This window comes from Planococcus sp. 1R117A (genome assembly GCF_051417975.1).
In the GTDB taxonomy this organism is placed as follows: Bacteria; Bacillota; Bacilli; order Bacillales_A; family Planococcaceae; genus Planococcus; species Planococcus shenhongbingii.
Genome location: NZ_JBPRLO010000002.1, coordinates 96183 through 120724, shown reverse-complemented (window position 1 = coordinate 120724; position 24542 = coordinate 96183). Strand labels below are relative to the sequence as shown.

The window sequence follows — 24542 nt, the reverse complement described above, 5'->3', positions numbered from 1 at the left end:
CTAAGCTGCTTCAAGAAGCGGGTTAGCGGAGGAGGAAATATTAATGAGTGAAACTAAAAAATTTCGTTTGGCAGTTATTCCAGGGGATGGCATTGGCACGGAAGTGGTTGAAGCGGGTCTTCGCGTAATCAATGAATTAGCGAAAGAATCGAATGGCAAATTTGAATTTGAAAGCGATTTCTTTCCTTGGGGCTGTGAATATTATTTAGAGAATGGGAAAATGATGGATGAAGACGGAGTGGAAAAACTACGGGATTATGATGCGATTTACTTTGGCGCTGTAGGATTTCCAGGAGTTCCGGATCACGTCAGCTTATGGGGACTGCGTTTAGCGATTTGCCAGGGATTTGATCAATGGGCCAATATCCGCCCGATTGAATTTCTTCCCGGTGTTCCAAGACGCCTCAATCACCCGGATGTGGATTCGCTAAATTGGGTATTGATCCGCGAAAACTCCGAAGGTGAATATTCAGGCATCGGCGGCCGTAATTTCTCTGGACGCGGACCTGGAAAAGAAGTGGCTGTACAATCCGCGTTATTCACGGACCATGGCTGCGAACGAATTATCCGTTATGCATTTGACTTGGCACGGACACGTGACCGCAAGAAAGTGACAAGCATCACGAAAAGCAATGCGCAGCAGTACGGAATGGTGCTGTGGGATGAAGTGTTTGCCCGCGTAAGCAAAGATTACCCGGATGTCGAGACGGACCAATGGCTTGTTGATGCAGCCGCAGCTCATTTTGTATTGAAGCCGGAGGAATTGGAAGTCGTCGTTGCTTCGAATCTTTTCGCTGACATTCTTTCGGATTTAGGCAGTGCTCTTGCCGGAAGCTTGGGATTAGCGGCCAGCGCAAATATCAATCCTGAAAGACGTACACCAAGCATGTTCGAATCGGTTCATGGATCGGCACCTGATATTGCAGGCCAAGGCATCTCGAATCCAATTGGCGCAATTGGAAGTGCCGCAATGATGCTGGACCATCTCGGGTTAAATGAAGAAGCTAAACTCATCAACAAAGCGATTGCTGAAACAACCCGCCAAGGCATCCTGACCCGCGACCTCGGAGGAACATATAACACTAATGAAATCACAGACGCTATCATAGAAAATCTATCTAAAGTTAAAGCAGGAATATAAAATGAAGGCTGGGGATTTTATTAAAATCCTCAGCCTTTTTTCTTTTCTAAGCAGTTTAGTGGCATCTCCTAATGATTTCAGCAATATTGAATGCTTTCATCTTGCTCAACTCATTGTTATTTGACATTGCTTGGTTTAATTTGCAAACTGAGAGTAATAGTTTTTCTCTTTTTTGGTATATCCATTTATACACCGCTTCGGTCGCTTTGGGCAGGACTCCCGCCCTGAGCCGAGAAGACCACTCGTCTCAGAGCTTCGTCTCGCCTGTGGACGCGCCTTCGCTGGAGAAGCTTTCTAAAACTAAAAAACATTGTTTAAATAGCTCATTGATGATTGTGCTTACCTAGATATGGAGCAAAACAGCGGAGACGCCTGCGGGATAGCGAGACAGCCGAGACCCCGCAAGGAGCGAAGCGACTGAGGAGGCTTGGCGCTCGCCCGCGGCAAGCGCAGCTGTTTTGCGGAGTATCAACAGCTGACAATTATTAGTTCAACTTATATAGCTAGTAAATTTATTACATAAGAAATGCCTCGATAAATGAAGAATGGATAAGGTGATGTTGATGAAAAAACCAAATGAAAACGAAAATAATATATCTTTAAACGAAACAAGTATGGGAAAAGAAGTTTTGTCTTTTATCGAAAACCTTAAAGGTTTTGATGAATACCGTCTGCCACAGCGCGCTTATCATATCATCCGGATCGCTATACGTGATTTAATCCTTCTTCCTGGCCAGACGATTTTAGAGCGGGAGATGGCTGAAGCCTTACAAATGAGCCGTACTCCGGTTCGGGAGGCTCTCGTCCGTCTCGAAACGGAAGGCATGGTCCGCATTATTCCGAGACGGGGATTCATTGTGGAGCCGATCGAAAAAGAGGACCTTAAACAAATCTATGAAATAGTAGAAAGACTGGATGGTCTTGCAGTAAGTCTCGCTACTATGAGAGTGGACATGGAAGAAGTCGCTCAACTGGAATTGTTGATCGAACAGCAAGAAGACGCGCTGGAACAGAAAAAATTAAAAGAATGGGCAGTCCTGGACTTTCAGTTTCATGATTTGATCATTGACTATGCAAAAAACAAACGCCTTCGAACCGTGATAGACAGCCATTCAGATCAATTGTATCGTGCGCGTTTATTCACTATTAATCATCGCCCCTTCCCTTTTCATTCCATAGTGGAACATAAAGCAATTTTGGCTTGTATGAAGGCTAAAGACGGCCATGCTGCTGATGTCTTGATGCAGTCACATCGAAACCGCGCACGTATAGAAATTTTAGCTGCTGTTGAAAAGATTGCCCAAGAGGACTTTCACGTTTTGAGCAATGAAAAATAATAGAATATAGCTTCCACCATTTTGAGCGATTTTCTATTATCATATTTACGAATGGTGTCGTAAAGGTCGAACGCTTATCTATCTGTTGAACAAAAAAATTGTCCTTTATATGCCGCTTCAGGCGTAGCTCTGCTCAGGCTGCTGACGCGCCAACACTCAAAAAGCATTTCGACGCTTTTTTGGTTCTCAATTCTTCAATGTGAACAACTTTATTATGACTTCCTGCTCTTCCCAATAAACATACAGCAGCCACCTTCGAAATCGGTTGATTTCATTGAAGGTGGCTTTTGATGCATCAAAAAAGCACCTGGATCCAATTTAGAATCCACATGCTTTGTAAAATGTTTCATTCTGGAATAGCCTATTTTCCGCTGGCATTCATCCTCAATACTTCAAAGCCACATTTTTAAGGATCGTATAATTCCGCAGCGCTTCCAATCCTTTTTCACGGCCGAATCCGCTTTTCTTATAGCCTCCGAATGGCATTTGGACGCCTCCACCCGCTCCATAATTATTGATGAATACTTGGCCGGCACGAATTTTATTAGCGACTCGGTGGGCTCTCGCTGAATCTTTTGTCCAAATGCCTGTAACCAATCCGTAATCAGTGCCATTCGCCAACTCGATTGCTTGTTCTTCCGTTTCAAACGAAAACGCAGCTACGACCGGTGCGAATATCTCTTCTTGTGCCACATAGCTTTGCGGATTTAAGTTATCTATGACAGTCGGCTGGAAGAAAAATCCGTTTTCTAATCCGTCGCGTTGTTCCCGCTTGCCGCCAGTTAGGAATTTCGCTCCTTCGTTTTCCGCCACTTCCATAAACTCCAAAACACGGGTATATTGCTTCTCATTTAATATCGGCCCGAGATCAGGATCATCGACCCCTTTTCCAATTGAGATGGCCTTCATTTTCTCAACAACTTTTTGAAGGAACTCTTGTTTTATGGAATCTTGGATTAATAAGCGGGATCCTGCTGAACAGGTTTGGCCAGCATTTTGGACGATTGACCGGACAACCCAGTCCACCGCTTCTGTTTGGTCGCAATCCTCAAACACAATGTTCGGTGACTTGCCCCCTAATTCAAGCGTCACGGGTTTCACATTTTTAGCAGCGCCCATCATGACTGCAGAACCGGTTTGGACAGAGCCCGTAAACGTAATATGGTCGATATCCCGATGGTTTGATAAAGCAGCTCCGGCTTCACTGCCATAGCCGGTGACCAAATTGAATACCCCTTTCGGCAACCCAGACTGATCAATCAGCTCCGCAAGCTTTAATGCAGTAAGCGGCGTATCTTCCGCCGGTTTCGCTACCACCGTATTTCCCGTAGCAATTGCAGCTGACACTGAACGGGAAAGGATTTGAAGCGGATAGTTCCAAGGGACGATATGTGCCGTCACGCCAATCGGTTCGCGCAGCGTATAATCGAGAATCCCTGGTTGCACAGGTATCGTTTCCCCGAAAATTTTGTCCGCCATTCCTGCGTAGTATTCAAAATACAAGGCCGCTGCCTCGACGTCTTTTCGCCCTTGTGTCAGTGGTTTCCCCGTATCCAAAGTTTCCAGCATGGCAATTTCCTCTATATCTTTCCGCAGCTCCTCAGCGATTTTGTAAAGAATGCGCCCTCTGTCAATTGGCGGGAAAGACTGCCATTCATCCGATTCAAATGCATTACGGGCAGCTTTTACTGCGGCGTCGATATCTTCATCCTTCCCTCTTTGCACTTTCGCAATTACTTCCCCATTTGCCGGGTTTTTTGTATCAAATACTTCTTTACCAACGCTTTCAATCCATTCACCATTTATATAAAGCAAACGATCTTCAGTTTTCATCCTGGCACTTCCTTTCTTATTAGATTCCGCGTCCTCCGTCGACATTTACAACGCTTCCGGTTATTATTTCCGCTAGATCCGAGCTTAAGTAGATGGCACAATTGGCAATGTCTTTCGGAGTGATTAAGCGGCCTAATGGCACGCTTTTCAGGAATGTATTTTCTTTCACATCGCCTTCGTCCCCCCCTGCCGGAACAAATTCCGCCAGCATTTTCGTATCAGCGGGTCCTGGGTTGATGGCGTTCACCCGAATATTATAAGGCGCCAATTCAATTGCCAAAGCTTTTGTAAACGAAATCGTGGCACCTTTTGAAGCGACATACGCATTTAAGCCAGGACGCGGCCGGTCAACCGAAACAGAAGCCACATTGATGATTGAACCTTCGTTTTTTTCTTTCATAAAAGGAACGACTGCTTTTGAAGTGAGGAAAACGGCGGTTGAATTGATTGCCATGATTTGTTCCCATTCTTTTAATGAGACATCTTCAATGTTTTTGGCCGACTGCGCCATTCCAGCGACATTCAACAATATATCCACTTTTTGGTATGTATCCACCGTTTTTTGTACAACTGCGTTAACGCTGCCTTCATCCGTCAAATCCGCTTTTGTCACCAGTAAATGCTCTGGATACTTTTCCTCCAGCTCAGCAATGGCATCGACATTAATATCAACAGCAGAGACTTTCGCCCCTTTTTCAAGGAATTTCCGGATGACCTCTCCGCCCATCCCGCCGCCCGCACCGGTAATAATCGCTACTTTATTTGCTAAATCCATATCGTTTTCCCCTCTTTCACTTTGTAATATATTGTTGCTTGAGTTTTTCCACGATCGTATCTCCTACTTGTGAAGTCGTCGATTTTCCGCCAAGGTCTGGAGTTAAAATTCCGCCTTCCTGCAAAACAGTTTCAATAGAAGAAACAATGGCTGCCGATAAGTCGGGGTGTCCCAAATGCTCTAACATCAAAGCAGCTGACCAGATTTGCGCGATCGGATTAGCGATTCCTTTTCCAGCAATATCCGGCGCTGAGCCGTGGATGGCTTCAAACATGGAAGGGAAATTGCGCTCAGGATTGATATTGCCTGAAGGAGAAACACCAAGCCCCCCTACTAATGCGGCTCCCAAATCCGTTAAAATATCGCCGAATAAATTCGAAGCGACCACTACTTCAAAAGATTCCGGCCTCATTACGAAATAAGCCGCCAACGCATCGATAAAATAGCTTTCAAGCTCGATTCCCTCATAATCTCCCGCTACTTCACTTACAGTTTCATCCCATAATTTCATGGAATGAATAATGGCATTCGATTTCGTTGCACTCGTCACTTTTGTTTTGTTATTCTTTTTGGCGTATTCAAAGGCATACTTTGCAATCCGTTCAACGCCTTGCTTTGTAATGACCGTATTTTGAATTGCCATTTCCTGCGCCTGTTCCTGATACAGCCGCCCGCCGATATTTGAATACTCGCCTTCCGCATTTTCCCGGAAAACCATAAAGTCGATGGGACTGTTATTTTTTAACGGTGAATCAATGCCAGTTAATTTTTTGATCGGGCGCATATTGATGTACTGCTGAAATTGTTTTCGTATCGGCATAATCAATTGCCAAATTGAAATTTCATCGGGCACCCGGGCATCACCAACGGCTCCGAATAAAATCGCATCGAATTTTCTCAACTGTTCCAATCCGTCATCCGCCATCATTTTGCCGTGTTCCAGATAGTATTCACTGCCCCATTCAAAAAACTTGAAGTCTATTCCAAATGTTTCGTCCAGTTCTTGCAAAGCTTCTAAAACTTTAATGGCCTCAATAGTTACATCAGGCCCAATTCCATCGCCTGGGATAACCGCTATCTTATACGCAACCATTTATTCGCCTCCAAATCAGTTATTCTAAGAAACCAGTCAAAAACAAGCTAATGCTTGGTATAAACGAAACAAGAATTACATCGATAATCATGACAAAGATAAATGGAACGATCGCTTTCAATAAACTTTCAAATTTTGTGCCTGCTATGTTCGCTGCAACAAAAAGATTGACCCCTACAGGCGGTGTGATAAATCCTATACCCAAGTTAACAATCATAATGATTCCAAAATGGACCAAATCAACTTCCAGAGCACTGACGATTGGAACAAGAATCGGCGTCAGGATAATAATTGCTGCAGACGTTTCCAAGAACATTCCGCAAATCAGCAATATGGCATTGATGATCAATAAAGCAATGATCCAGTTTTCCGTAACTCCTAGCATCAATTCCGTTAATTCAGCTGGAATCCGCTTTCTTGTTAAGTAATATCCGAACACTGACGCCCCGGCGATGATGAACATAATAACTGCTGTAACTACTACAGACGAAGTGAAAATGTTCGCCAAGTCTTTGAATTTAATTTCCCGGTAGATAAAGATACCAACAACCAAGCCGTAAACCACTGCTACAACAGCCGCTTCAGTCGGTGTGAAAATTCCGCCATAAATTCCACCCAGAATAATCACCGGCATCATTAAAGCTAAAAACGCATCCGCGAATGCTTTTAGAAAATCGACAAAACCGAATTTTTCGCCTCCTCCGTAACCTTTTATAAGCGAAATGATATAAACCAAAATGATCAATGAAACCATAACAAGCAAACCCGGAATGACGCCTGCTATAAACAATTCACTGACAGATACACCCGCTGCCACTCCATATAAAACAAGTGGAACGCTTGGTGGAATCATGATGCCGATGGTTCCTCCCGCCGCCTGGACGGCAGTGGAGAAACTTTTATCGTATCCTTTATTTACCATTGCAGGTATCAACAAAGCGCCAACCGCAGCTGTAGTTGCGGCTGCCGAGCCGGAAATTGCCGCAAAAAACGCACAAGCCACAATTGAGACGATGGCAAGGCCGCCTTTGACACGCCCGAAAATCACATTCGCCAAATGAATCAAGCGCTGGGAAATCCCGCCGCTTTCCATCAACTTTCCTGCCAGGATAAAGAACGGGATGGCCATTAGCGGAAAAGAATCAACCGAGTTGAACATCCGCTGCATAATGACAATCAGAGAAACATTTCCGTCGATAAAAAAGACAAGTGCTGACGCTAATCCCAAAGCTACTGCAATCGGTACATTGATTAAAAATAAAACAATCAGCAGCACAAACAACACGATTGCCATATTCAGACACCCCCGCTTTTAAAGTCTTTAGTGAACTGAGATGCCATATTAATAATCAAAATAATGCCGCTTAACGGAATGACAGCGTAAATAACGCCCATCGGGATTCTTAATACCGGAGACAATTGAGACATGGATCGGGCAGCCAAATCGAATCCTTGGATAACCATCAGCAGGAAAAAGGCCAGTGATGCGATGGTCGCGAGGATATAAATCGCTTTTCTGATTGGCAAGCCGAACAAGTTTACGAATAGCTCCATTCCAATATGGGCTTTTAACGACATTGCATAAGCCGCTCCTAAAAAAGTGATCCATATCAGGCTGTAACGGGCTAATTCTTCAGTCCAGGCAAGCGGAGACCCCAGAACAAAGCGAAAAATGACTTGCAGGAAAACGACTGTCACCAATACCGCTAAAATTACATTTAAAAAATGTTTGATTCCACTATTCATATAGCCAATAATTTTGTTCATGATCTCCCCCCGATATAAAAAAGAGAGAGAATGGTCTCTCTCTTTTTTCATTTAATCTCTGCACCTTTTATTGCGCATTAAGAATTCGGTTTAATAAATCCTGATGTTCAATCTGTTCATAAACCGGTTTAACCGCTTCTTGGAATGGTGCAGGATCTACTTCTTCGATAATTTCCACTCCGTTGTCTTTCAGTGTCTGGATCGACTCTTTTTCCATTTCAACGATCATTTCCCGCTCTGTGGCGCCGACTTTTTGTCCTTCTTCAACAACGATGTCACGCAAGTCTTCCGGCAACTCATCATAAGTCTGCTTGCTCATCATATAGACGGCTACTGAATAGACATGCCCCGTCAATGTCATGTATTTTTGGTTTGCTTCATATAAACTAAACTGATCCGCGACAATCGCTGGATTTTCCTGTGCATCAACGACTCCTTGTTGAAGTGCGGTGATGGCTTCTGTCCATGCCATAGGTGTTGGCTGTGCTCCCAGCGCTTCGAAAGCCGCAAGATGAATTTCATTTTCTTGCGTTCTGATTTTCAACCCTTTTAAATCTTCGGGAGTATTAATCGGGCGGATGGCGTTTGTGATATGGCGGTATCCGTTTTCTCCCCATGACAAACCGATAATGCCGTTCTCTTCCATTTTGGTGAATAGTTCATCTCCAATTTCGCCTTCCAAAATTTCCACTGCAGATTCACGGTCTTTAAATAAGAACGGAACATCAAGTACCCCTAATTCAGGAACAAAATTGGTGACCGGAGCGGTTGATGAAACGACTAAATCAACAGTGCCTAATCCCATGCCTTCAGTCAGCTCGCGTTCTGCCCCAATTTCACTATTCGCGAATACTTCAATTTTCACACGTCCATCTGTACGTTCCTCTACATTTTCAGCCATCTCCAGGAAGCCCAAATGGTATGGGTGGTCATCTGGCAAAGAATGCCCTGCCTGCAAAGTGTAGACTTCACCAGAATCAGCAGGTGCGCCTTCTTCCGATCCTCCGCACGCCGTTAATACCAATGCTGCTGAAAGCGCCATTGAAAGTAATCCGAAACTTTTCTTCAATATTATTTCCCCCTTTGTTAATTCCCGTTATCTTTTAATGCCCTTATTGCCTTTAACAAAATTGCATTTTCCTGCAATCCATTCTTCAAAAGAAAGATCTGTTTCTGCTCAATGTAAATTAATAGAAACTTTTCTTTTCACAAGTACGACACTTTACCCTATCCACCCACATGCACAGTTGGGTTTCTGACTAGCGATTTCTAAGTCATCTCTTTAACAGCTTCGTGAGAAAAATTATTCAGTAACCGTTATACCAAATTATGTATATGTCATGATGCGGCTGTGCTTTAAGGACTTGCAACAATGTTTTCGACTTTTTAGAATCGCTTGTAATCCAACAGCTCATCATATTACTTAATTCTCCCTCTTAACTTTTGAAACTTAATGCTTTTTAGCAAGCATCCCTTCCTCCTTTAATATAATTATAGATTAGTTTTCTAACAATTCAATGTATTTAAATAATTTAACGGTATATCTATGCATTGTCTTTACTTATAAAATGCTTTAGGTCTGAAGATAATTACCACGCAAGACCGGTGGAGGACTGCCTTAACTGGTTTTAATAAAGATGTCAAAACGATCAGTTCGACAAAATAAGCAAAAAAAGCACGCAGGCTTTAATTGTAGCCTCCGCACTTGACCCTAACTTTATATAGAGTTTCCAATGATAAGCTGAATTTCTATAAGATTTCACTTATACACTCCTTAAAGCATCAATCGGATTCAATTTCGACGCTTTTCTGGAAGGAGCCATTCCAGAAACGAGGCCAATCGTCATCGAAAAGCCAAGAGCCAAAATAACGGTTAAAGGAGACAGCAAAAAGCTGGTATCCATTAAAGAGCAAATAATATATGCCGTGAGGATGCCCGTTACAACGCCGATGATTCCACCAATCAGCGATAAAAAGACCGCTTCCAGCAAGAATTGCTGCTGGATCCGCTTCGGTTCTGCCCCGAGTGCTTTTCGCAGCCCGATTTCCGCCGTCCTTTCTGTTACCGAAACGAGCATCATGTTCATGATGCCGATTCCGCCCACGATCAGGGAAATGGATGAGATGCCTACCAGCAGCCAAGACATTGTTGTGATCATCTGATTGATAGTGGCCAGCATATCCTGCGTATTCCTGACCGAAAATCCTTCTCCCTGGTCTTTAAACGCTTCATTCAGTTCAGCTTCAATGGCGAGAGTCGTTTTTTCAGCTTCTTTGGAGTCTTCCATATAGACATCGGCCGCCATGATATAACTGGTTCCAAGCAATTGCATCGAAGTGGTGTAAGGAATGATGACCGCCTCATTAATCGAACTTGGCGAAAATGCATGCGATTGCTGTAGCGTACCAATAATAGTGAAGTTCATACCGCCGATCAACACGCTTTTCCCGATGGGATCTTCGCCATAGAACATTTCTTTAGCAATCGAAGACCCGATCAAGCTTACTTTGTTTTCACTTTGGATGTCTAATGGATTAATCCCTCTTCCTGTTTTGATCACATCCACATTTTTTGTAAAATAAACATCGTTTCTCCCAATGACGTTCACTTCTTCTTTAATGGCGCCATCCGCTGCAATTGAAGTGAAGCCAGTAACGGTCGGGGACACTCCGGCCACATTGTCGATTTCGCCAAGGCGCTCAATATCGTTATGCAGCATCCCCATTTTTAATGGCGTCCCTAAAGTCGTTACAATGATTCTATCCGCTTTGAATGTGGCGAAATCACTTGTCATGTCGCTGGTGACACCTTTGACAATGGTGATCAGCGTAATGATGGATGCCACTCCAATAATAATACCAAGGATGGTTAACGCCGAACGCATTTTGTTGTGGAGGACATTCATCCAGCTCATTTTCAGATTTTCTTTTAGCATCCGGCTCCCTCCTCCCGCAGCTGGCCATCCAGGATGCGAAAAATCCGCCCTGCGTTTTTCGCAATTTCGGAATCATGGGTAATCATGATAATCGATTTTCCTTCCTTATTGATTTGATGGAAGAGTTCCATGATTTGCTGGCTTGTCTTTTGGTCGAGCGCACCCGTCGGTTCATCGGCCAGCAGGATTGTCGGTTCGGTCACCATCGCTCTGGCAATTGCCACCCGCTGCTGCTGGCCCCCGGAAAGCTGGTTGGGCCGGTGCTCCATTTTTCCTTCAAGCCCGACTCTGGCCAGCATTTCAGTTGCCAGTTGTTCCCGTTCTTTTTCACGGATACCTGCATAAACGAGCGGCAATTCTACATTATGCCTGGCACTCAAGCGGGGCAGCAAATGAAATTGCTGAAAAACAAAACCGATTTCCCGGTTGCGGATAGCCGCCAGTTCTTTTTCATCCAATTCCTGCACGTTTTGCTGCGACAAGCTGTACTCGCCGCCGGTCGGAGTGTCCAGGCAGCCAATCAAGTTCATCAATGTGGACTTTCCTGAACCCGATGGTCCAAGGATCGCCACAAAGTCACCTTTATTTACAGACAAATCGATATGGCTGAGAACCGCTTGCTCTTCTCCACCCAAGAAATAGGATTTGCTGATATCTGTCATTTTTAATATTTGCTCAGCCATGACGCCTCATCACCTCCAGAAAAGCTGTTCCAGCAGCCCTTCCTCGCCAGTCGAGTGCATGACGCTGTCTCCAGCTGAAACGCCGCTTGTCACTTCCACAATCATGCCGTCATTGATGCCGGTCGTGATGGCTTGTTTTACTGGTTCACCTTCTTCTGCAGGCAGCAGCACATATGGCTCGTTGTCATTATCAAAAAGAATCACTTCCATCGGCAGCGTGGTTACGGCAATCGCTTCTTCCTTGACGATTTTTGCTTCTGTGCTCATACCGATCCGCAATCCTTCATCTTTAGCAAGATCAATCGCCACAATAAAATAAGAAACGCCGTTTTCACTAATCGCTTCTTTGGAAATATCGGAAATGGTCCCTGTCAGTTCTTTGCCGAGTGCATTGATGGTAACATTTACTTTCTGATTGGCTTCCAGGAATTTAAAGCTGTATTCATCGACTTTCACATTTGTTTCAAAATTAACATAATCCACTATTTTCATCATTTCAATACCGGCCGGTACCTGCAAATTTTTCTTAATCAGGACTTGTGAAACTTCGCCTTCGATCGGAGCCTTTATTTCTTCTCCTGTCATTGTTACCATTAACACATCCCCAGATTTCACTTGATCGCCTTGCTGCACCTTAATGTCGCAGATTTGCATCGGTTTTTCGCTAATGACAGATTCCCTATTTTTAGCGTCAATTGTGCCAGGAAAATTATAAAATGTCCTGATATCTCCTATTTCCGCGACCTCTTCCTGAAAAGCTCCAGTTCCTTTTGGCATAAAAATAGCTGCTGCTGGCATTGCTATAACCAAAATGCCAATTATGCTCCAAAGCAGCCACTTCCTCTTTTTCCGCTTCGATTTGGCATTCATATTTCCGCCTCCGTTCTCGGCATAAGCTCCGGCTCATCATGAGGATTTTAAATTCGGCCTATTTCTTTATCCCGTAAATTTCCCTGTACTGCTTCTATATCTGTCACAACATTTTATATCAATTAATTGATATTTTTAATATTTTTAACCCTTTTATAGTATCATGAATTAATTATTTATTCAGTCTTTTTAGAATAGTTTTATGCATTACTTTATGAATTTTATCTCTCCCACTGGCTAGCCGGTTTTCTTTGAAATTATATATATTACCTTTAACCAGGCAGGTCACTAACCTGCTTTTTATACTTCACAGAACAAAACACGGAACGACAAAAGCCTTTCCCAATTAAAATGGGAAAGGCTTTCAGCTTGTTGAGAAATTTTAACTTGTATTAGCTACTATTCTTTAACCGATATTCCGCCAAACAGTTACGCTTGCCGCGGAAGTCTCCACTGTTTGTTTCCAGAACCAGAGAGCGGGAAGCAACAGAAGAGAGCTTACTCAAACAGTCACACTTTTAGAGAGTCTCTAAAGGAGATAAAAAGAAACTAAATGAATGTAGCGGAAGGCGGCGAAGGGCAAAGATGTGCTCCTGTATCGCTGCGCTAGCTTCGTCGCAAACGAATCGTGCAAAAGTACTTTTGCCCAATTCGCTTTCTGCGGGAATAGGGCGAGTCCTGAGACCCCACAGGGAGCGCAAGCGAGCGAGGAGGCTTAGGCCGCACCTCGCGAAAAGCGTCCGCCCTGGAGCGAAATGAAAGAAGAACATATGAGTTTCTCGACAACTTAGAAGCCTTCCCATTAAAAATGGAAAAGGCTTTGATTATACTAAATATATATGATACAGACATCATGAATATTAATTTTTTAAGCGAAAAGAAATTTACTTGTCTGCCAGCAAACCATTTTCAACGAGCCAGTCATGCGCAACAACTGAGACACTTTGCCCTTCTACATCCACTTGGTAATTCAATTCTCTCATAATATCATCATTCAGTTTTTCAGCCAAACGGGCTGTGATTTCTTCGATTTCCGGATATTCCTCCAACACTTCCTGGTTGATTGAAACAGCCGCATAATAAGGAGGGAAGAATTTTTGATCATCTTCTAATACAGCAAAATTATATCTTTTAATTGAAGCATCTGTTGCAGATGCCCCGGTAACGTCCACTAGTCCATTATTTAATGAGCGCTGGGTCAATCCTAAATCCATTTGTTTGATCTGCTCTGTACCAAATTCAAATCCATACGTTTTTTCAACGCCTGGCAAAGCGTCCGCACGGTTGGCGAATTCTGCTCCTGCAGCCACCGTCAACTCACCTGGATGTTTATTGACATAGGCAGCAAGATCACTGATGGTTTTAATCCCAAGCTCTTCGGCTCGTTCACTTTGCATCACCAATACAAAAGTATTATTGACCGGTGACATATTCATCCAGTGGATGCCGTTCAAGCTGTCCAGCTCTTTGACTTTTTGAAATGCTTGCTGGGGATCCGGGATGGGTTCTTCTCCCATATAGGTCATGAGTGCTGTTCCGGTATACTCCCACATCATATCGACTTGCCCATTCTCCAATGCCGAACGGACAACGCTGCTTCCCAGATTGTTCATTTGATTCACTTTAAAGTCTTCTTCCTGCAATAAAAAGCCTGTCATTTCGGACAATAAGTATTGCTCGGTAAAGTCTTTTCCCCCGACAGTCACTTCTTTTCCTCCAAAACCGGAACAAGCTGAAAGGAGAACTGCGCTGAAAATCAGCAGGAGAAGTTTGAATGGTTTATGCACTGCACTTTTGCCTCCCGTCTTCTAATACCCTTTTTACTCAAGGTGTCTCGTTCTTTTTGGAACAATCACAAATTCCAGCTTCCGCAATAGATAATCAGCTAAGATAGCCATTAGCGTAACCGGAATGGCTCCGGAAATCAAAAAGCCATTATCAAACAAACTAATGCCCGTGAATATCCATACGCCAAGCCCTCCAGCTCCAATCACATAAGCCAAGGCCGCGGTACCAATATTCAAGACGACAGCCGTACGGATACCCGCCAGAATTGAATACGCAGCATTTGGAAGTTCAATGCGAAAAAGGATTTGAAGCGGCTTCATGCCCATCCCTTTTGCAGCATCAATCATGTTTTTGTCGATTGAATCGATGCCTGCTATGGTATTTCTGAAAATAGGCAGAATCGAATAAATGAACAATGCAAAAACGGCCGTTTGAAACCCAATCCCTAATACGCTGATCATGAGAGCCAGTACTGCGAGACTCGGAATCGTCTGCCCTAAGTTAGCTATTCCGGAAACCAGCCATTCCGCTTTGCGAAATTTAGGGCGAGTGATTAATATTCCTGCTGGTACCGCAATTAATATGGCCAGAAGTGAAGATACGAGAACCAGTTGTATGTGCTGTTTCAAAAGGATTAGAAATGTGTCTCTTTCACTAAAAATATAATCGAAATAATGATTGGAGATCGCCCAGATGAAAAATGCTGCGACCAAAGCATAAAGTGAAAACCTTACACTATTCCCTATAAACTTTTGTCTGTTCACCGGCTCACCCTTTCTGAGAAACGGACAACTTCCCTTTTATTTCAAAATGTAAATATTTTTGTATAAGATCAATGGTAATTGTGCCGATTTTTTCCCCTTGTCCGTCTGTCACAATCACTTGGTCGGCTTCCTGGTTCATCAGCATAGATAAAGTATTCCGCAAATCCTGGTGGACATTAACTGTTTTGGTATCTTGAATGGAATTATTCACTAGTCCAAGTCCGATATTTTCTTGAACATCTTGAACCGTATGCAAACTTAAACTTTTGATTGCCCGATCTTGCCCAAAAAATTGAGAAACAAATTCATTTTCCGGATGAGCCAGCATTTCTGAAGGCGTAGCATATTGCATGATTTCCCCATTGCGCAAAAGGATGATTTTATCAGCCATTTTGATTGCTTCATCAATATCGTGGCTGACAAAAAGAATCGTTTTTTTGACTTCCCGCTGAATCTGTAAAAATTCATCCTGAATTTTTTCCCGGATAATCGGATCAAGTGCACCGAATGGCTCATCCATCAGCATGACAGGTGGATCGGCTGCAAGTGCCCGGATTACACCAATGCGCTGCTGCTGCCCCCCTGACAATTCATAAGGAAAGCGTTTACGGTATTCCTCTGCATCTAACCCGATCAGCTTCATCAAATAAGAAAAGCGTTCACGCTTATCTTTTTTGCTCCATCCGAGAAGATCCGGAACGAGCATAACGTTTTCTTCTATCGTCATATTTGGGAAAAGACCGTTGCTTTGTATTACGTATCCAATATTCCGTCTTAGTTCAATAGCGTCTAACTCCATAGAATCCTGTCCATTGATGCTGATTTTGCCTGCTGAAATGGATTCCAAACGGTTGACCATTCTCAATAACGTTGTTTTCCCGCAGCCGGATGGCCCCAATAAGACTACGATTTCACCTTGTTCTACGGTGAAGTCTACGTCGTTGACCGCTATTTTTTCACCATTGTATGATTTTGTTACGTGATTGAACGTTATCATTTTTTCACCTCTCTGCAATTACTGGACTATGCCTTTGTTGGTAAAACGTTTTTGGATCATTAGCAATATGGCATCCGCAATGATTGCCAAGATTGCCACAGCAATCGAGCCGCTGATAATCAAATAGTTGTCGCCCCGGCTAATTCCCTGTGTAATGAGGACACCCAGTCCGCCAGCTCCAATATAGGCTGCGATAACAGCAATCCCGATGTTCAAGACCACTGCTGTCCGGATGCCCGCCATGATGATCGGCAACGCGTTTGGAATTTCAACCCGCCATAAGCGCTGATGTGTTTTCATTCCCATGCCAATCGCTGCGTCACGCATCTCCGGATTAACGTTTTTAATAGCTGTATATGTATTTCGGATAATGGGAAGCTGTGCATACAGTACGAGCGCAACAAAAGCCGGAAGAAAACCGATTCCCTGACCGATAAGAGAAAAAACAGGAATCATGACGCCAAACAGTGCAATACTCGGAATCGTTAAGGTGATTGAAGCAGCTTGAAGGACTATTCCTGCAAGGTATTCATTCGTCGTCAAGTAAATGCCAAGCGGCACGCCGATAGCTAAGGCCACAGCAATTGCTAACGTGACTAAAACAGCATGGTCTACGGTCAATTCCAAAATTCTTGGTGCATTCACCTCGAGAAATTTCAACCATTTTTCCACTTTATCCCCCCTTTCATGTCATAAGGTAGAATACCAAATTCACCTTCTACTCTGTTTTTGAGCACTCAATAAAATAAGAGCTGCTCAGCTCTTCATTTTATTGAATGTTCTATTTTTTACCGATTCAATTATACCATATGCTAAATATTTCCTTAAGAGGAAGTTGAATTACAACCATATAATAATTCCCCATCTGGTATATAGGTAAACATATTATATGAAAATAGTATTCTTAAGACGAATAACTAAATTATTTGATTTTACAATAAACTCCCTTAAAGGTATACTCGATGGTAATAGAACTATAGTCAGTTTGGCTCCTCTGCTATTTTTATCTTCCGGAACATTGTGAAATAGTACCCCAATAAGGGAGTGGATCTTAATGAATATGACTGAATTGCAATCTCCCGCCGATATCCGCCAGTTGATTAGAGAAGGCAGATGGCAGCAGCCGACTTCCGGCTTGGCAAACGGTTATCTGCAAGCCAATCTGGCGATTCTGCCAAAGGAAATGGCTTTTGAATTCCTGCTGTTTTGCCAGCGCAACCCGAAATTCTGCCCGCTGATCGATGTCACTGAACCGGGCTCGTTTGTGCCGGCCCTTTCTGCACCGACGGCCGATCTGCGGACTGATCTCCCAAAATACCGCGTTTACCGGAACGGTGTACTGACCGAAGAAAAGGACAATATCATGGATCTCTGGAATGAAGATATGGTCGGATTTTTAATCGGCTGCAGCTTCACGTTCGAAGAAGCATTAATCAGCAACGGTATTCCCATGCGGCATAACGAAGAAAACTGCAATGTGCCGATGTTCAGAACTGCCGTCCCAGCGGTGAAAGCTGGACGGTTTGAAGGGCCAACAGTTGTCAGTATGCGGCCGGTAGCTGAAAAAGATGTAGTCCGAGCCGTTCAAGTAACAAGCCGTTTCCCTAGCGCCCATGGTGCCCCTGTCCATATCGGCAATCCGGCTGGCCTTGGCATTAACGATATAAACGCCCCTGACTTCGGAGACCGCGTCACCATCAAAGAAGGGGAAATACCTGTTTTTTGGGCTTGTGGAGTAACGCCGCAAGCCATCGCGATGCATGTAAAACCTGAAATCATGATTACCCATGCACCCGGCCATATGTTCATCACCGATTTAAAATCAGCAGAAATCAGCGTCATATGATGAAATGAATGGCTGAAGCCAGTTAGAAGCCTGTGCAGCTAGTTATCGCTGTACAGGTTTTCTTTTGTCTCCATACAAAAACCGCAGCAGGAAACCGTCGGGGTTTCCTGTTGCGGCAGTTGATATCAGTTATTCATATAAATTCGGCAGCCACATGGACAGCGCCGGTATGAACGTGATGACCAGCAAACAAATGATCATTGTAAACAAAAACGGTAATACAGAGACAGCTATCCGTTCGAAACGGACACCTCCGACGCTGGACGCCACAAACAAATTGACGCCGAGCGGAGGGGTGATAAAGCCGATGGCCAAGTTGGCAACCAAGATGACACCGAAATGAATCGGATCAACCCCTACTGCCACCACAATTGGCAAGAGGATCGGCGTCAAAACAACCAATGCTGAAATGGTATCGATAAACATCCCGACGACCAGCAACAATAAGTTGATGGCCATTAAAATAACGAGCGGATTCGTTGATAACTGGGTCAGGTAATCGGAAATTTCTCCCGGAATCTGTTCGATGGTCATGAAGTAAGCAAACGATACAGACAATCCGATGATGATCATGGTCGTGGCATTGATGACAACTGCCTCGCGGAAGCTTTCATACAAGCCCTTCCACGACAATTCCTTGTAGACGAATTTACCGATAATGATGGCATAGACAACTGCCACTACGGCTGCTTCTGTCGGGGAGAATATCCCGCCGTAGATGCCTCCGAGAATGATGACCGGAATCAGCAAAGCCCATTTCGCTTCCCAGAAAGTTTTTACGACATCTTTAAATTCAAAAGTCGACGCTTCTCCTGGTTCGGGCTTATACCCGCGTTTTCTTGATATCAAATAGGCGGTGATTAACAATCCCACTCCAATCAATATCCCTGGAATAATACCTGCCAAGAACATGCTTCCAACCGAAACGCCACCAATGACGCCGTACAAAACAAAGGGAATACTTGGCGGAATGATAACGCCGATCGAACCGGCTGACGCCGCAACTGCCGAAGCGAAGCCTCCGTCGTACTTGCGTGCAATCATTGCCGGAATCATGAAGCTGCCAATGGCGGCTACGGTGGCAGGGCCCGATCCGGAAATGGCAGCGAAAAACATACAGGCCACAATCGTCACCATGCTGAGCCCGCCTGTCATCCACCCAACCAAAGCGGAAGCTAAGGCCAATAGCCGTTTGGAGACGCCGCCTTTGCCCATTAGAATACCGGCCAGCATGAAGAACGGAATTGCCAGCAATGGAAACGAATCGAGCGATGTAAATGCTTTTTGAGTGATGATGCTTAGTGGCAAAGTGGTGCCGAAGTAAATCGCTGTCAACGCTGAGACACCTAACGCGAATGCAATCGGAACTCCAATCAATAAACAGATAAATAAAGTGCCAAATAAAAGGGCTATCGTCATGCCGGAAGGTCGCCTCCCTTATGCATTTCATAATCGCCTTGCCAAATTTTGATCAATTGCTGGATCAATCGGATACACATGCCGATTCCGCCTAACGGAATTGCTAAAAATGGTATCCACATCGGCAGCTGCATCGCTGGCGTAACTTGTCCGTTGGAAATACTGCTTAGTACCAGATCTGTTCCAAAATATGCAAGGAATAATGCCATTGCAAACCAGATCATTAAAGTGATGGTTTCCAATATTTTTCTAGGTAAGCCTGTGAAACGTGTGATAAAAGCCTCCACGCGGATGTGTTCACGCAATTTCACCGCATAACTCGCACCGATCCATACTTGGAAAATATGTATATAGCGGGCCATTTCCTCTGTCCAGCTTGGCGCATTGGAAAACACATACCGCCCGACCACTTGCCCGAATATCAGAGCCACCATAACTACAAGCGTCAACACAAGAAACGCTTCTTCCGCTTTCTCAAACTTTTTTATCATTTCCACACTTCCTTCCAAAAACGAAGAATCAAGGAATTGCTTCCTTGATTCTTCATTTGTTTAGCATCTTCCTTATTTATTCGCTGCAAGTGCCTGATCAATCAGATCCTTGCCGATCTGCTCTTCATATTTTGTATAAACCGGCTCTGCCGCTTCACGGAATGCGTTGCGCTGCTCATCCGTCAACTCGTTGATCTGCATGCCTTCCGTTTCCAATTTTTCAAGGAATTCAGTATCTTGCTGCTGTGCCAGTTCTCGCTGTTCGGTGCGGAACTCTTCAGACGCTTCCATAATCAAGCTTTGCAGATCTTCAGGCAGGCTGTTATAGAAATCATCGTTGACCAACAATGCAGTCGCTGCGTAAACGTGGCCTGTCAGTGTCAAGTAATCCTGGACTTCGTAGAATTTGTTTGTGTAGTACAAGGAAATCGGGCAATCCATGGCATCATAAGTGCCTTGCTGAAGCGCCGTGTAAAGTTCACCAAAGGCAAACGGTGATGCATTTGCTCCAAATGCATTGAATGTATCCGTGTGCAGCGGGCTTTCCAATGTTCGCATTTTCAATCCTTCCATATCTTCCGGAGCTTCAACCGGACCTTCGTTGTTTGATACATGACGGAAGCCATTTTCGCCGAATACCAGACCTTTTATGCCGTTGTTTTCCAAATCGGCCATTAACTCTTGCCCTAATTCACCGTCGAGCGCTTTATAAGCGGCTTCGTTGTTATTGAATAAGAATGGCAGATCAAATACCTGAAATTTATCATTGAACGATGCCATTGCAGCCACGGCTGGGATCGTCATTTCAACATTCCCGAGCTGCACAGCTTCAATCGCTTCCCGGTCCGAGCCGTAAAGCTGGCCGTTCGGATAAAGCTCTATCTTTAAGCGGCCATCCGACTCGGCTTCCAATTTCTTTTTAAATGCTTCAGCCGCAATATGAGACGATTGCTCTTCCGGAACTAGATGTGCAATCCTGATTGTGAAAGTCTCACCGCTCGTTTCCCCGTTTTCTGAAGTTGTACCGCCGCTATCCGGGCGCCCACATGCTGATAAAATAAATAGTCCGATAAGTAATAATCCGAGTAATTTCTTCATAATTCCTCCTGTAAGATGTATTTCAGCAATCGGTTTTCAATATTGTCGAGATGAATCACCAATTGCTGTTTGGCTTCATCGATATTTCCTTTTTCAATCGCCTCAATAATCGCCTGGTGTTCGGCGTATGCTTTTTCCGCACTGTCAGCAATTGCGTCGGATAACAGCATAAACGCTCTGCTTCCACCGGTGTTGATTCCTTTTATGAGTTCTTTCAACCGCCTGTTTTTATGGCTCCAGCACAACAAGGAATGAAATTCCTGATCCAAATCCATAAAACTGACAAAGTCTTTTTTCTGGATCGTCTTCCATTGCTGTGCTGCATTTTCCTTCAACTCATCGCCGACACGCTTCTGATCTGCTTTCGATAATTTTTCAAGCCCTTGAATTTCCAACAATTTCCGAAGTTCCATAATTTCTATGACATCTTGGCGAGTAAATTTGGCGACGATAGCGGGCCTTGTCTTCCTCAATTCGATAAGCGCATCAACAGCCAGTCTTTTTAACGCTTCTCTTAAAGGCGTTCTGCTGATTCCCAGTTCAATAGCCAACTTTTCTTCCGGTAATTCTTCGCCGGGTTTCAATTCCCCGGTGATAATCATTTTCTTGATATACTCGTATGCCTGTTCCGCCAACGTGGCTTTTTTTACTAATTTTTCCATGAATCCTCCTTTCTCATAATTAATCCTCACAGTGTATACTGTATACAGAAAAGTATAGGGTAAGATTTCTGAAATGTAAATGTAATTTTCTGAATTGATTGATATTTTTGGTAATAAAAAGGAGAAAAGTGATAGATTTTCCTGACTGATTATCACCTTCGATGTATGCTTTTAAAATTTTATCGCAGTAAAAACAATTGCATTTATGTACAATAATAAGTGTGAAGAAAATATAGTTCGGAGCCACAATTGAATGGTTCAAGGAGATATGTCATTGGAAACCCTGCTAGTATTTAAAAGTTCATATTCAAATAAGTTTTGGAAAGTTTCTGTGGCAGAAAATTCATTTGCGGTCACATACGGAAGAATCGGCACTGCCGGAACTGTCAGAGTGAAAGAATTCCCTTCGGCGGAAGCCTGCGAAAAGGAAGCCCACCGGCTCGTTCAATCAAAACTCAAAAAAGGTTATCTGCCGGCTGAAAGGGCTGAACAAGTTGTGCAAGAAAGTATGATGACAGAATCGTACTTCTGGCATTTGATAGATGAATGTGGTGATCATGGTGAAGATCCCCTTGAACATATGGAGTGGCTGGTTTCTCATTTAGCTAAAAAACCGGTACTGGATATCCTGATATTTGAGTCCATCCTGAAAGAGCATTATGCCAATTCTTATACTTCGGAGTTATGGGCCGCTGCCTATATTGCGATGGGCGGCTGTTCTGACGATAGCTTCGATTATTTCCGGGCATGGATTCTGTACTTGGGGAAAGAAGTTTATTACGAGGCGATTGATGATTCGGAGTCGCTTCTTCCCTATTTACTGCTGCTGCAAGAGCAAGAAGGAATTCCCCAATTGGAAGAGTTGCTATTTGTCGCAAGCAGCGCTTACGAAGAGAAAACCGGCCAAGAATTCGAAGAATACTTGAAGTTGTATGATCAATTGATGGAGGAGGATGACAGCGGATTGGGCATTGATTTGGATTGGGATGAAGATGATGAAGAAGGCTTGCGCAATATGTTCCCTACTCTATGGGAAGCTTTCCATGAAAACCCTTTATGAAACTGAAGAGGGAAAATATGCTTCTGTCTTGTTTCAAAATCCAGCAAACAGAAAAAAGGGAAGAAAAATTGCAAGTACTCCGCAATTTTTCTTCCCTTTCATTTTCTCTTACTTACAAACCATATTATTGCAATCCGTAAGGCACTAGCCCTTCTTTATTCACTTTGATGCGCCAAACCTCATTTTTGGAAGACTCGGTGACATACAGATAGCCTTCGTGGAATGCCAGATTGGTTGTAAATGTTCCCGTACCTTCAGGTAGACGGATTGTTCCGTATTTGAATCCATCTTTGTCTTGGACAACGACTTCCCCTGCCTGGAAATGGGCTACGTATAGATTTCCTGCTTTGTCGACAGCCAATCCATCCGGTCCGATTCCGCCTTCATATTGTCCAAAGACAAACGGCGTTTCAGGTGATGGAGGTGCATTTTTTGCCGGAGCAGCCAGAACTCTGTTCTTGCCGAACTCGGAAATATAAACACGGCTGCCGTCAGCGGAAATAGCGACTCCGTTCGGATACGCAATTTTATCTGCAAACAAAACTGGCTCTTTGCTGTTTGCCGGCAAGTAGAAGACGCGTCCGACCGGGTTGGTCGCGCTGGATCCCATTGGCTCAGTGAAATACAAGCCGCCGTCTTTATCAAATACTAAATCGTTCAAACCGTTTAACGGCTTGCCTTCATATGTGCTTACAACAGTTTCACTTTTTCCGGTTTTCGGGTCATAAGCATGGATGACTCCAGTAATGTCCGTGATGAAAAGGCGGCCATCTTTGTGGAATTTCGCTCCTACAGGACCTGGATATTTTCTAACCTGTTCGACTTTATTTCCTTTTACTTTAAGAAGTTCTCCAGACATCGGGCTGACCATCCAAATGTTGCCTTTGCGGTCGAAGTTAATGCCTTCCATAAAGCCGCCATCACCTTTTACAACTTTTTCCCATTTGGCTTTAGCGGGTATGATTTCTGAGATATTGTGCCTTTCGCCTTTTGGCACAGGTTTTGTCTCATACAATGATTTGGCGCCGACAAAGCCTGCCGCTACAAGCAAGAAAACAAGCAAGATGGCTACTGTAAATCCTTTTTTCTTCATTTACAAAACTCCTCCTTATCGAATAAATTCATTCGTTTTTTATTTCTGCAGCAATTTCTGAATTTCAATTTTAATGAAGAGGGTTCCGGATAAAACGTGGTTTACGCTCTAAGTGGAAACTCTTCATCAAAACATAAAACTGCTAGCACAAAATATAACCTTAATACAAGACGGAAACCACTGGCAATGGTATTCGAGTTTTTTAATTATTCAGTAATTATTTCTCTTTATTAATAAGATTAACTTTGTTAAACTTATAGGTTTTTTCCATTAATCCTATAAGCTGCTGCTAATTCGAAAAGTTCGTTGCTTAATGATTTAATAGCAGTCAGCTATTGCTGCGTTTCCGAGCAATTAAAAAAACTGCCCAATTAAAGACAGCTTAGTTTTGCATCTATATCCATTTTTCCTGCATTACTCCCTAATGCCGATAAAGTTTCAGCAATTGTCATCGGGGCTTCTAGATTTACCAGAAACAACACAAGCATGGCATCGGCAAGATGTTTAATTTGCGCCAATTCATCCACTTCGCCCGTAATGGCATCTCGTGTATGCGAGTTAGCAGCTGCTCTAGCGCTTTGTTCTCTCATTGACATAATCGTCTTTAATGACTAATGGATTTTCTACGAAATTAATCTTTTTCATCACTTGCTTAATGACAATCGGGAAAAAGTAAGCTCCAAAGAAAGCACAAAAGAACGCCTGTGACCAAGTTTTGAACCATTCGGATAAAAATTCCTCAGTAAAGCCTGTACTCAAGGAAACTAACACAAAAGTGATGAAAACAGACATGGACAATGCCATGAAAAACGCAAAAATAATATTCCGGTATTTGATGTTGATGTTTATTATAGGCACCTCCCTTATGTCCTTAATAAAAGAATGGCTG

Annotated in this window: 24 protein-coding genes; 4 read left to right on the top strand and 20 right to left on the bottom strand. The window is 43.6% G+C overall.

All coding sequences use genetic code 11. The features are described 5' to 3' along the window. Positions 1-43 precede the first annotated feature (43 nt). Together ACSFXN_RS06060 and ACSFXN_RS06055 are read left to right on the top strand one after the other, a co-directional pair. Positions 44-1141 (top strand): tartrate dehydrogenase, encoded by a 1098-nt coding sequence (locus ACSFXN_RS06060; RefSeq protein WP_300989227.1) that lies wholly within the window; start codon positions 44-46, stop codon positions 1139-1141. Between the two features lie 563 nt (positions 1142-1704). Then, positions 1705-2478, top strand: a complete 774-nt coding sequence (locus ACSFXN_RS06055; RefSeq protein ID WP_437149304.1) for a GntR family transcriptional regulator — start codon at positions 1705-1707, stop codon at positions 2476-2478. A 384-nt stretch (positions 2479-2862) separates the two neighbouring features. Here the strand turns inward: ACSFXN_RS06055 and ACSFXN_RS06050 are convergent, their stop codons facing one another. The 13 genes from ACSFXN_RS06050 to ACSFXN_RS05990 all read right to left on the bottom strand — a co-directional run bounded on the left by ACSFXN_RS06050 (position 2863) and on the right by ACSFXN_RS05990 (position 16656). Next, a complete protein-coding gene (locus ACSFXN_RS06050) occupies positions 2863-4311 on the bottom strand; it encodes an aldehyde dehydrogenase family protein (protein WP_437149303.1) in 1449 nt (482 codons plus the stop codon). 19 nt (positions 4312-4330) lie between these two features. Continuing rightward, positions 4331-5086 carry a glucose 1-dehydrogenase gene (locus ACSFXN_RS06045; protein ID WP_437149302.1) on the bottom strand — a complete coding sequence of 252 codons (756 nt, stop codon included), beginning with the start codon at positions 5084-5086 and terminating at the stop codon, positions 4331-4333. 16 nt (positions 5087-5102) lie between these two features. After that, entirely contained in the window at positions 5103-6179 is a 1077-nt protein-coding gene (locus ACSFXN_RS06040) for a tartrate dehydrogenase (protein WP_437149301.1), read from the bottom strand. A 19-nt stretch (positions 6180-6198) separates the two neighbouring features. Further along, positions 6199-7473, bottom strand: a complete 1275-nt coding sequence (locus ACSFXN_RS06035; protein WP_437149300.1) for a TRAP transporter large permease — start codon at positions 7471-7473, stop codon at positions 6199-6201. A 2-nt stretch (positions 7474-7475) separates the two neighbouring features. Beyond that, positions 7476-7946, bottom strand: coding sequence for a TRAP transporter small permease (locus ACSFXN_RS06030; RefSeq protein WP_437149299.1), 471 nt, complete (start codon positions 7944-7946; stop codon positions 7476-7478). Between the two features lie 67 nt (positions 7947-8013). Then, positions 8014-9018, bottom strand: a complete 1005-nt coding sequence (locus ACSFXN_RS06025; RefSeq protein WP_437149897.1) for a TRAP transporter substrate-binding protein — start codon at positions 9016-9018, stop codon at positions 8014-8016. 691 nt (positions 9019-9709) lie between these two features. After that, entirely contained in the window at positions 9710-10882 is a 1173-nt protein-coding gene (locus tag ACSFXN_RS06020; RefSeq protein ID WP_437149298.1) for an ABC transporter permease, read from the bottom strand. Next, positions 10876-11565, bottom strand: a complete 690-nt coding sequence (locus ACSFXN_RS06015; protein ID WP_437149297.1) for an ABC transporter ATP-binding protein — start codon at positions 11563-11565, stop codon at positions 10876-10878. The genes ACSFXN_RS06020 and ACSFXN_RS06015 overlap by 7 nt, the downstream gene beginning before the upstream one ends. Positions 11566-11574: 9 nt before the next feature. Next, complete coding sequence (locus ACSFXN_RS06010; RefSeq protein ID WP_437149296.1) at positions 11575-12435, bottom strand: efflux RND transporter periplasmic adaptor subunit; 861 nt, start codon at positions 12433-12435, stop codon at positions 11575-11577. An 884-nt stretch (positions 12436-13319) separates the two neighbouring features. Continuing rightward, positions 13320-14222, bottom strand: a complete 903-nt coding sequence (locus tag ACSFXN_RS06005; RefSeq protein ID WP_437149295.1) for an ABC transporter substrate-binding protein — start codon at positions 14220-14222, stop codon at positions 13320-13322. 33 nt (positions 14223-14255) lie between these two features. Then, positions 14256-14987, bottom strand: a complete 732-nt coding sequence (locus tag ACSFXN_RS06000) for an ABC transporter permease (protein WP_437149294.1) — start codon at positions 14985-14987, stop codon at positions 14256-14258. A gap of 4 nt (positions 14988-14991) precedes the next feature. Next, the gene (locus ACSFXN_RS05995; RefSeq protein WP_437149293.1) at positions 14992-15984 is read right to left on the bottom strand and encodes an ABC transporter ATP-binding protein; all 993 of its coding nucleotides are present in this window, start codon (positions 15982-15984) and stop codon (positions 14992-14994) included. An 18-nt stretch (positions 15985-16002) separates the two neighbouring features. Continuing rightward, positions 16003-16656: an ABC transporter permease gene (locus ACSFXN_RS05990; RefSeq protein WP_437149292.1), complete on the bottom strand. Its 654-nt coding sequence runs from the start codon at positions 16654-16656 to the stop codon at positions 16003-16005. A 382-nt stretch (positions 16657-17038) separates the two neighbouring features. Between ACSFXN_RS05990 and ACSFXN_RS05985 the strand changes: the two genes are divergently transcribed. Next, a complete protein-coding gene (locus ACSFXN_RS05985) occupies positions 17039-17830 on the top strand; it encodes a putative hydro-lyase (protein WP_437149291.1) in 792 nt (263 codons plus the stop codon). A 129-nt stretch (positions 17831-17959) separates the two neighbouring features. Here the strand turns inward: ACSFXN_RS05985 and ACSFXN_RS05980 are convergent, their stop codons facing one another. The 4 genes from ACSFXN_RS05980 to ACSFXN_RS05965 form a co-directional block, all read right to left on the bottom strand. Further along, the gene (locus tag ACSFXN_RS05980) at positions 17960-19249 is read right to left on the bottom strand and encodes a TRAP transporter large permease (protein ID WP_437149290.1); all 1290 of its coding nucleotides are present in this window, start codon (positions 19247-19249) and stop codon (positions 17960-17962) included. Next, positions 19246-19740 carry a TRAP transporter small permease gene (locus ACSFXN_RS05975; protein WP_437149289.1) on the bottom strand — a complete coding sequence of 165 codons (495 nt, stop codon included), beginning with the start codon at positions 19738-19740 and terminating at the stop codon, positions 19246-19248. The genes ACSFXN_RS05980 and ACSFXN_RS05975 overlap by 4 nt, the downstream gene beginning before the upstream one ends. A 72-nt stretch (positions 19741-19812) precedes the next feature. Further along, on the bottom strand, positions 19813-20838 hold the full coding sequence (locus ACSFXN_RS05970) for a DctP family TRAP transporter solute-binding subunit (protein ID WP_437149288.1): 1026 nt from the start codon (positions 20836-20838) through the stop codon (positions 19813-19815). Next, positions 20835-21500 (bottom strand): GntR family transcriptional regulator, encoded by a 666-nt coding sequence (locus ACSFXN_RS05965; RefSeq protein WP_437149287.1) that lies wholly within the window; start codon positions 21498-21500, stop codon positions 20835-20837. Before ACSFXN_RS05965 ends, ACSFXN_RS05970 begins: the two co-directional genes overlap by 4 nt. Positions 21501-21753: 253 nt before the next feature. Between ACSFXN_RS05965 and ACSFXN_RS05960 the strand changes: the two genes are divergently transcribed. Next, positions 21754-22560: a DUF4240 domain-containing protein gene (locus tag ACSFXN_RS05960; protein WP_437149286.1), complete on the top strand. Its 807-nt coding sequence runs from the start codon at positions 21754-21756 to the stop codon at positions 22558-22560. Between the two features lie 124 nt (positions 22561-22684). Here the strand turns inward: ACSFXN_RS05960 and ACSFXN_RS05955 are convergent, their stop codons facing one another. The 3 genes from ACSFXN_RS05955 to ACSFXN_RS05945 all read right to left on the bottom strand — a co-directional run bounded on the left by ACSFXN_RS05955 (position 22685) and on the right by ACSFXN_RS05945 (position 24511). Then, on the bottom strand, positions 22685-23653 hold the full coding sequence (locus ACSFXN_RS05955) for an SMP-30/gluconolactonase/LRE family protein (protein ID WP_437149285.1): 969 nt from the start codon (positions 23651-23653) through the stop codon (positions 22685-22687). 371 nt (positions 23654-24024) lie between these two features. Beyond that, on the bottom strand, positions 24025-24243 hold the full coding sequence (locus tag ACSFXN_RS05950; RefSeq protein WP_437149284.1) for a hypothetical protein: 219 nt from the start codon (positions 24241-24243) through the stop codon (positions 24025-24027). Continuing rightward, positions 24224-24511: a DUF2798 domain-containing protein gene (locus tag ACSFXN_RS05945; RefSeq protein ID WP_437149283.1), complete on the bottom strand. Its 288-nt coding sequence runs from the start codon at positions 24509-24511 to the stop codon at positions 24224-24226. Before ACSFXN_RS05945 ends, ACSFXN_RS05950 begins: the two co-directional genes overlap by 20 nt. Between the last annotated feature and the right edge of the window lie 31 nt (positions 24512-24542).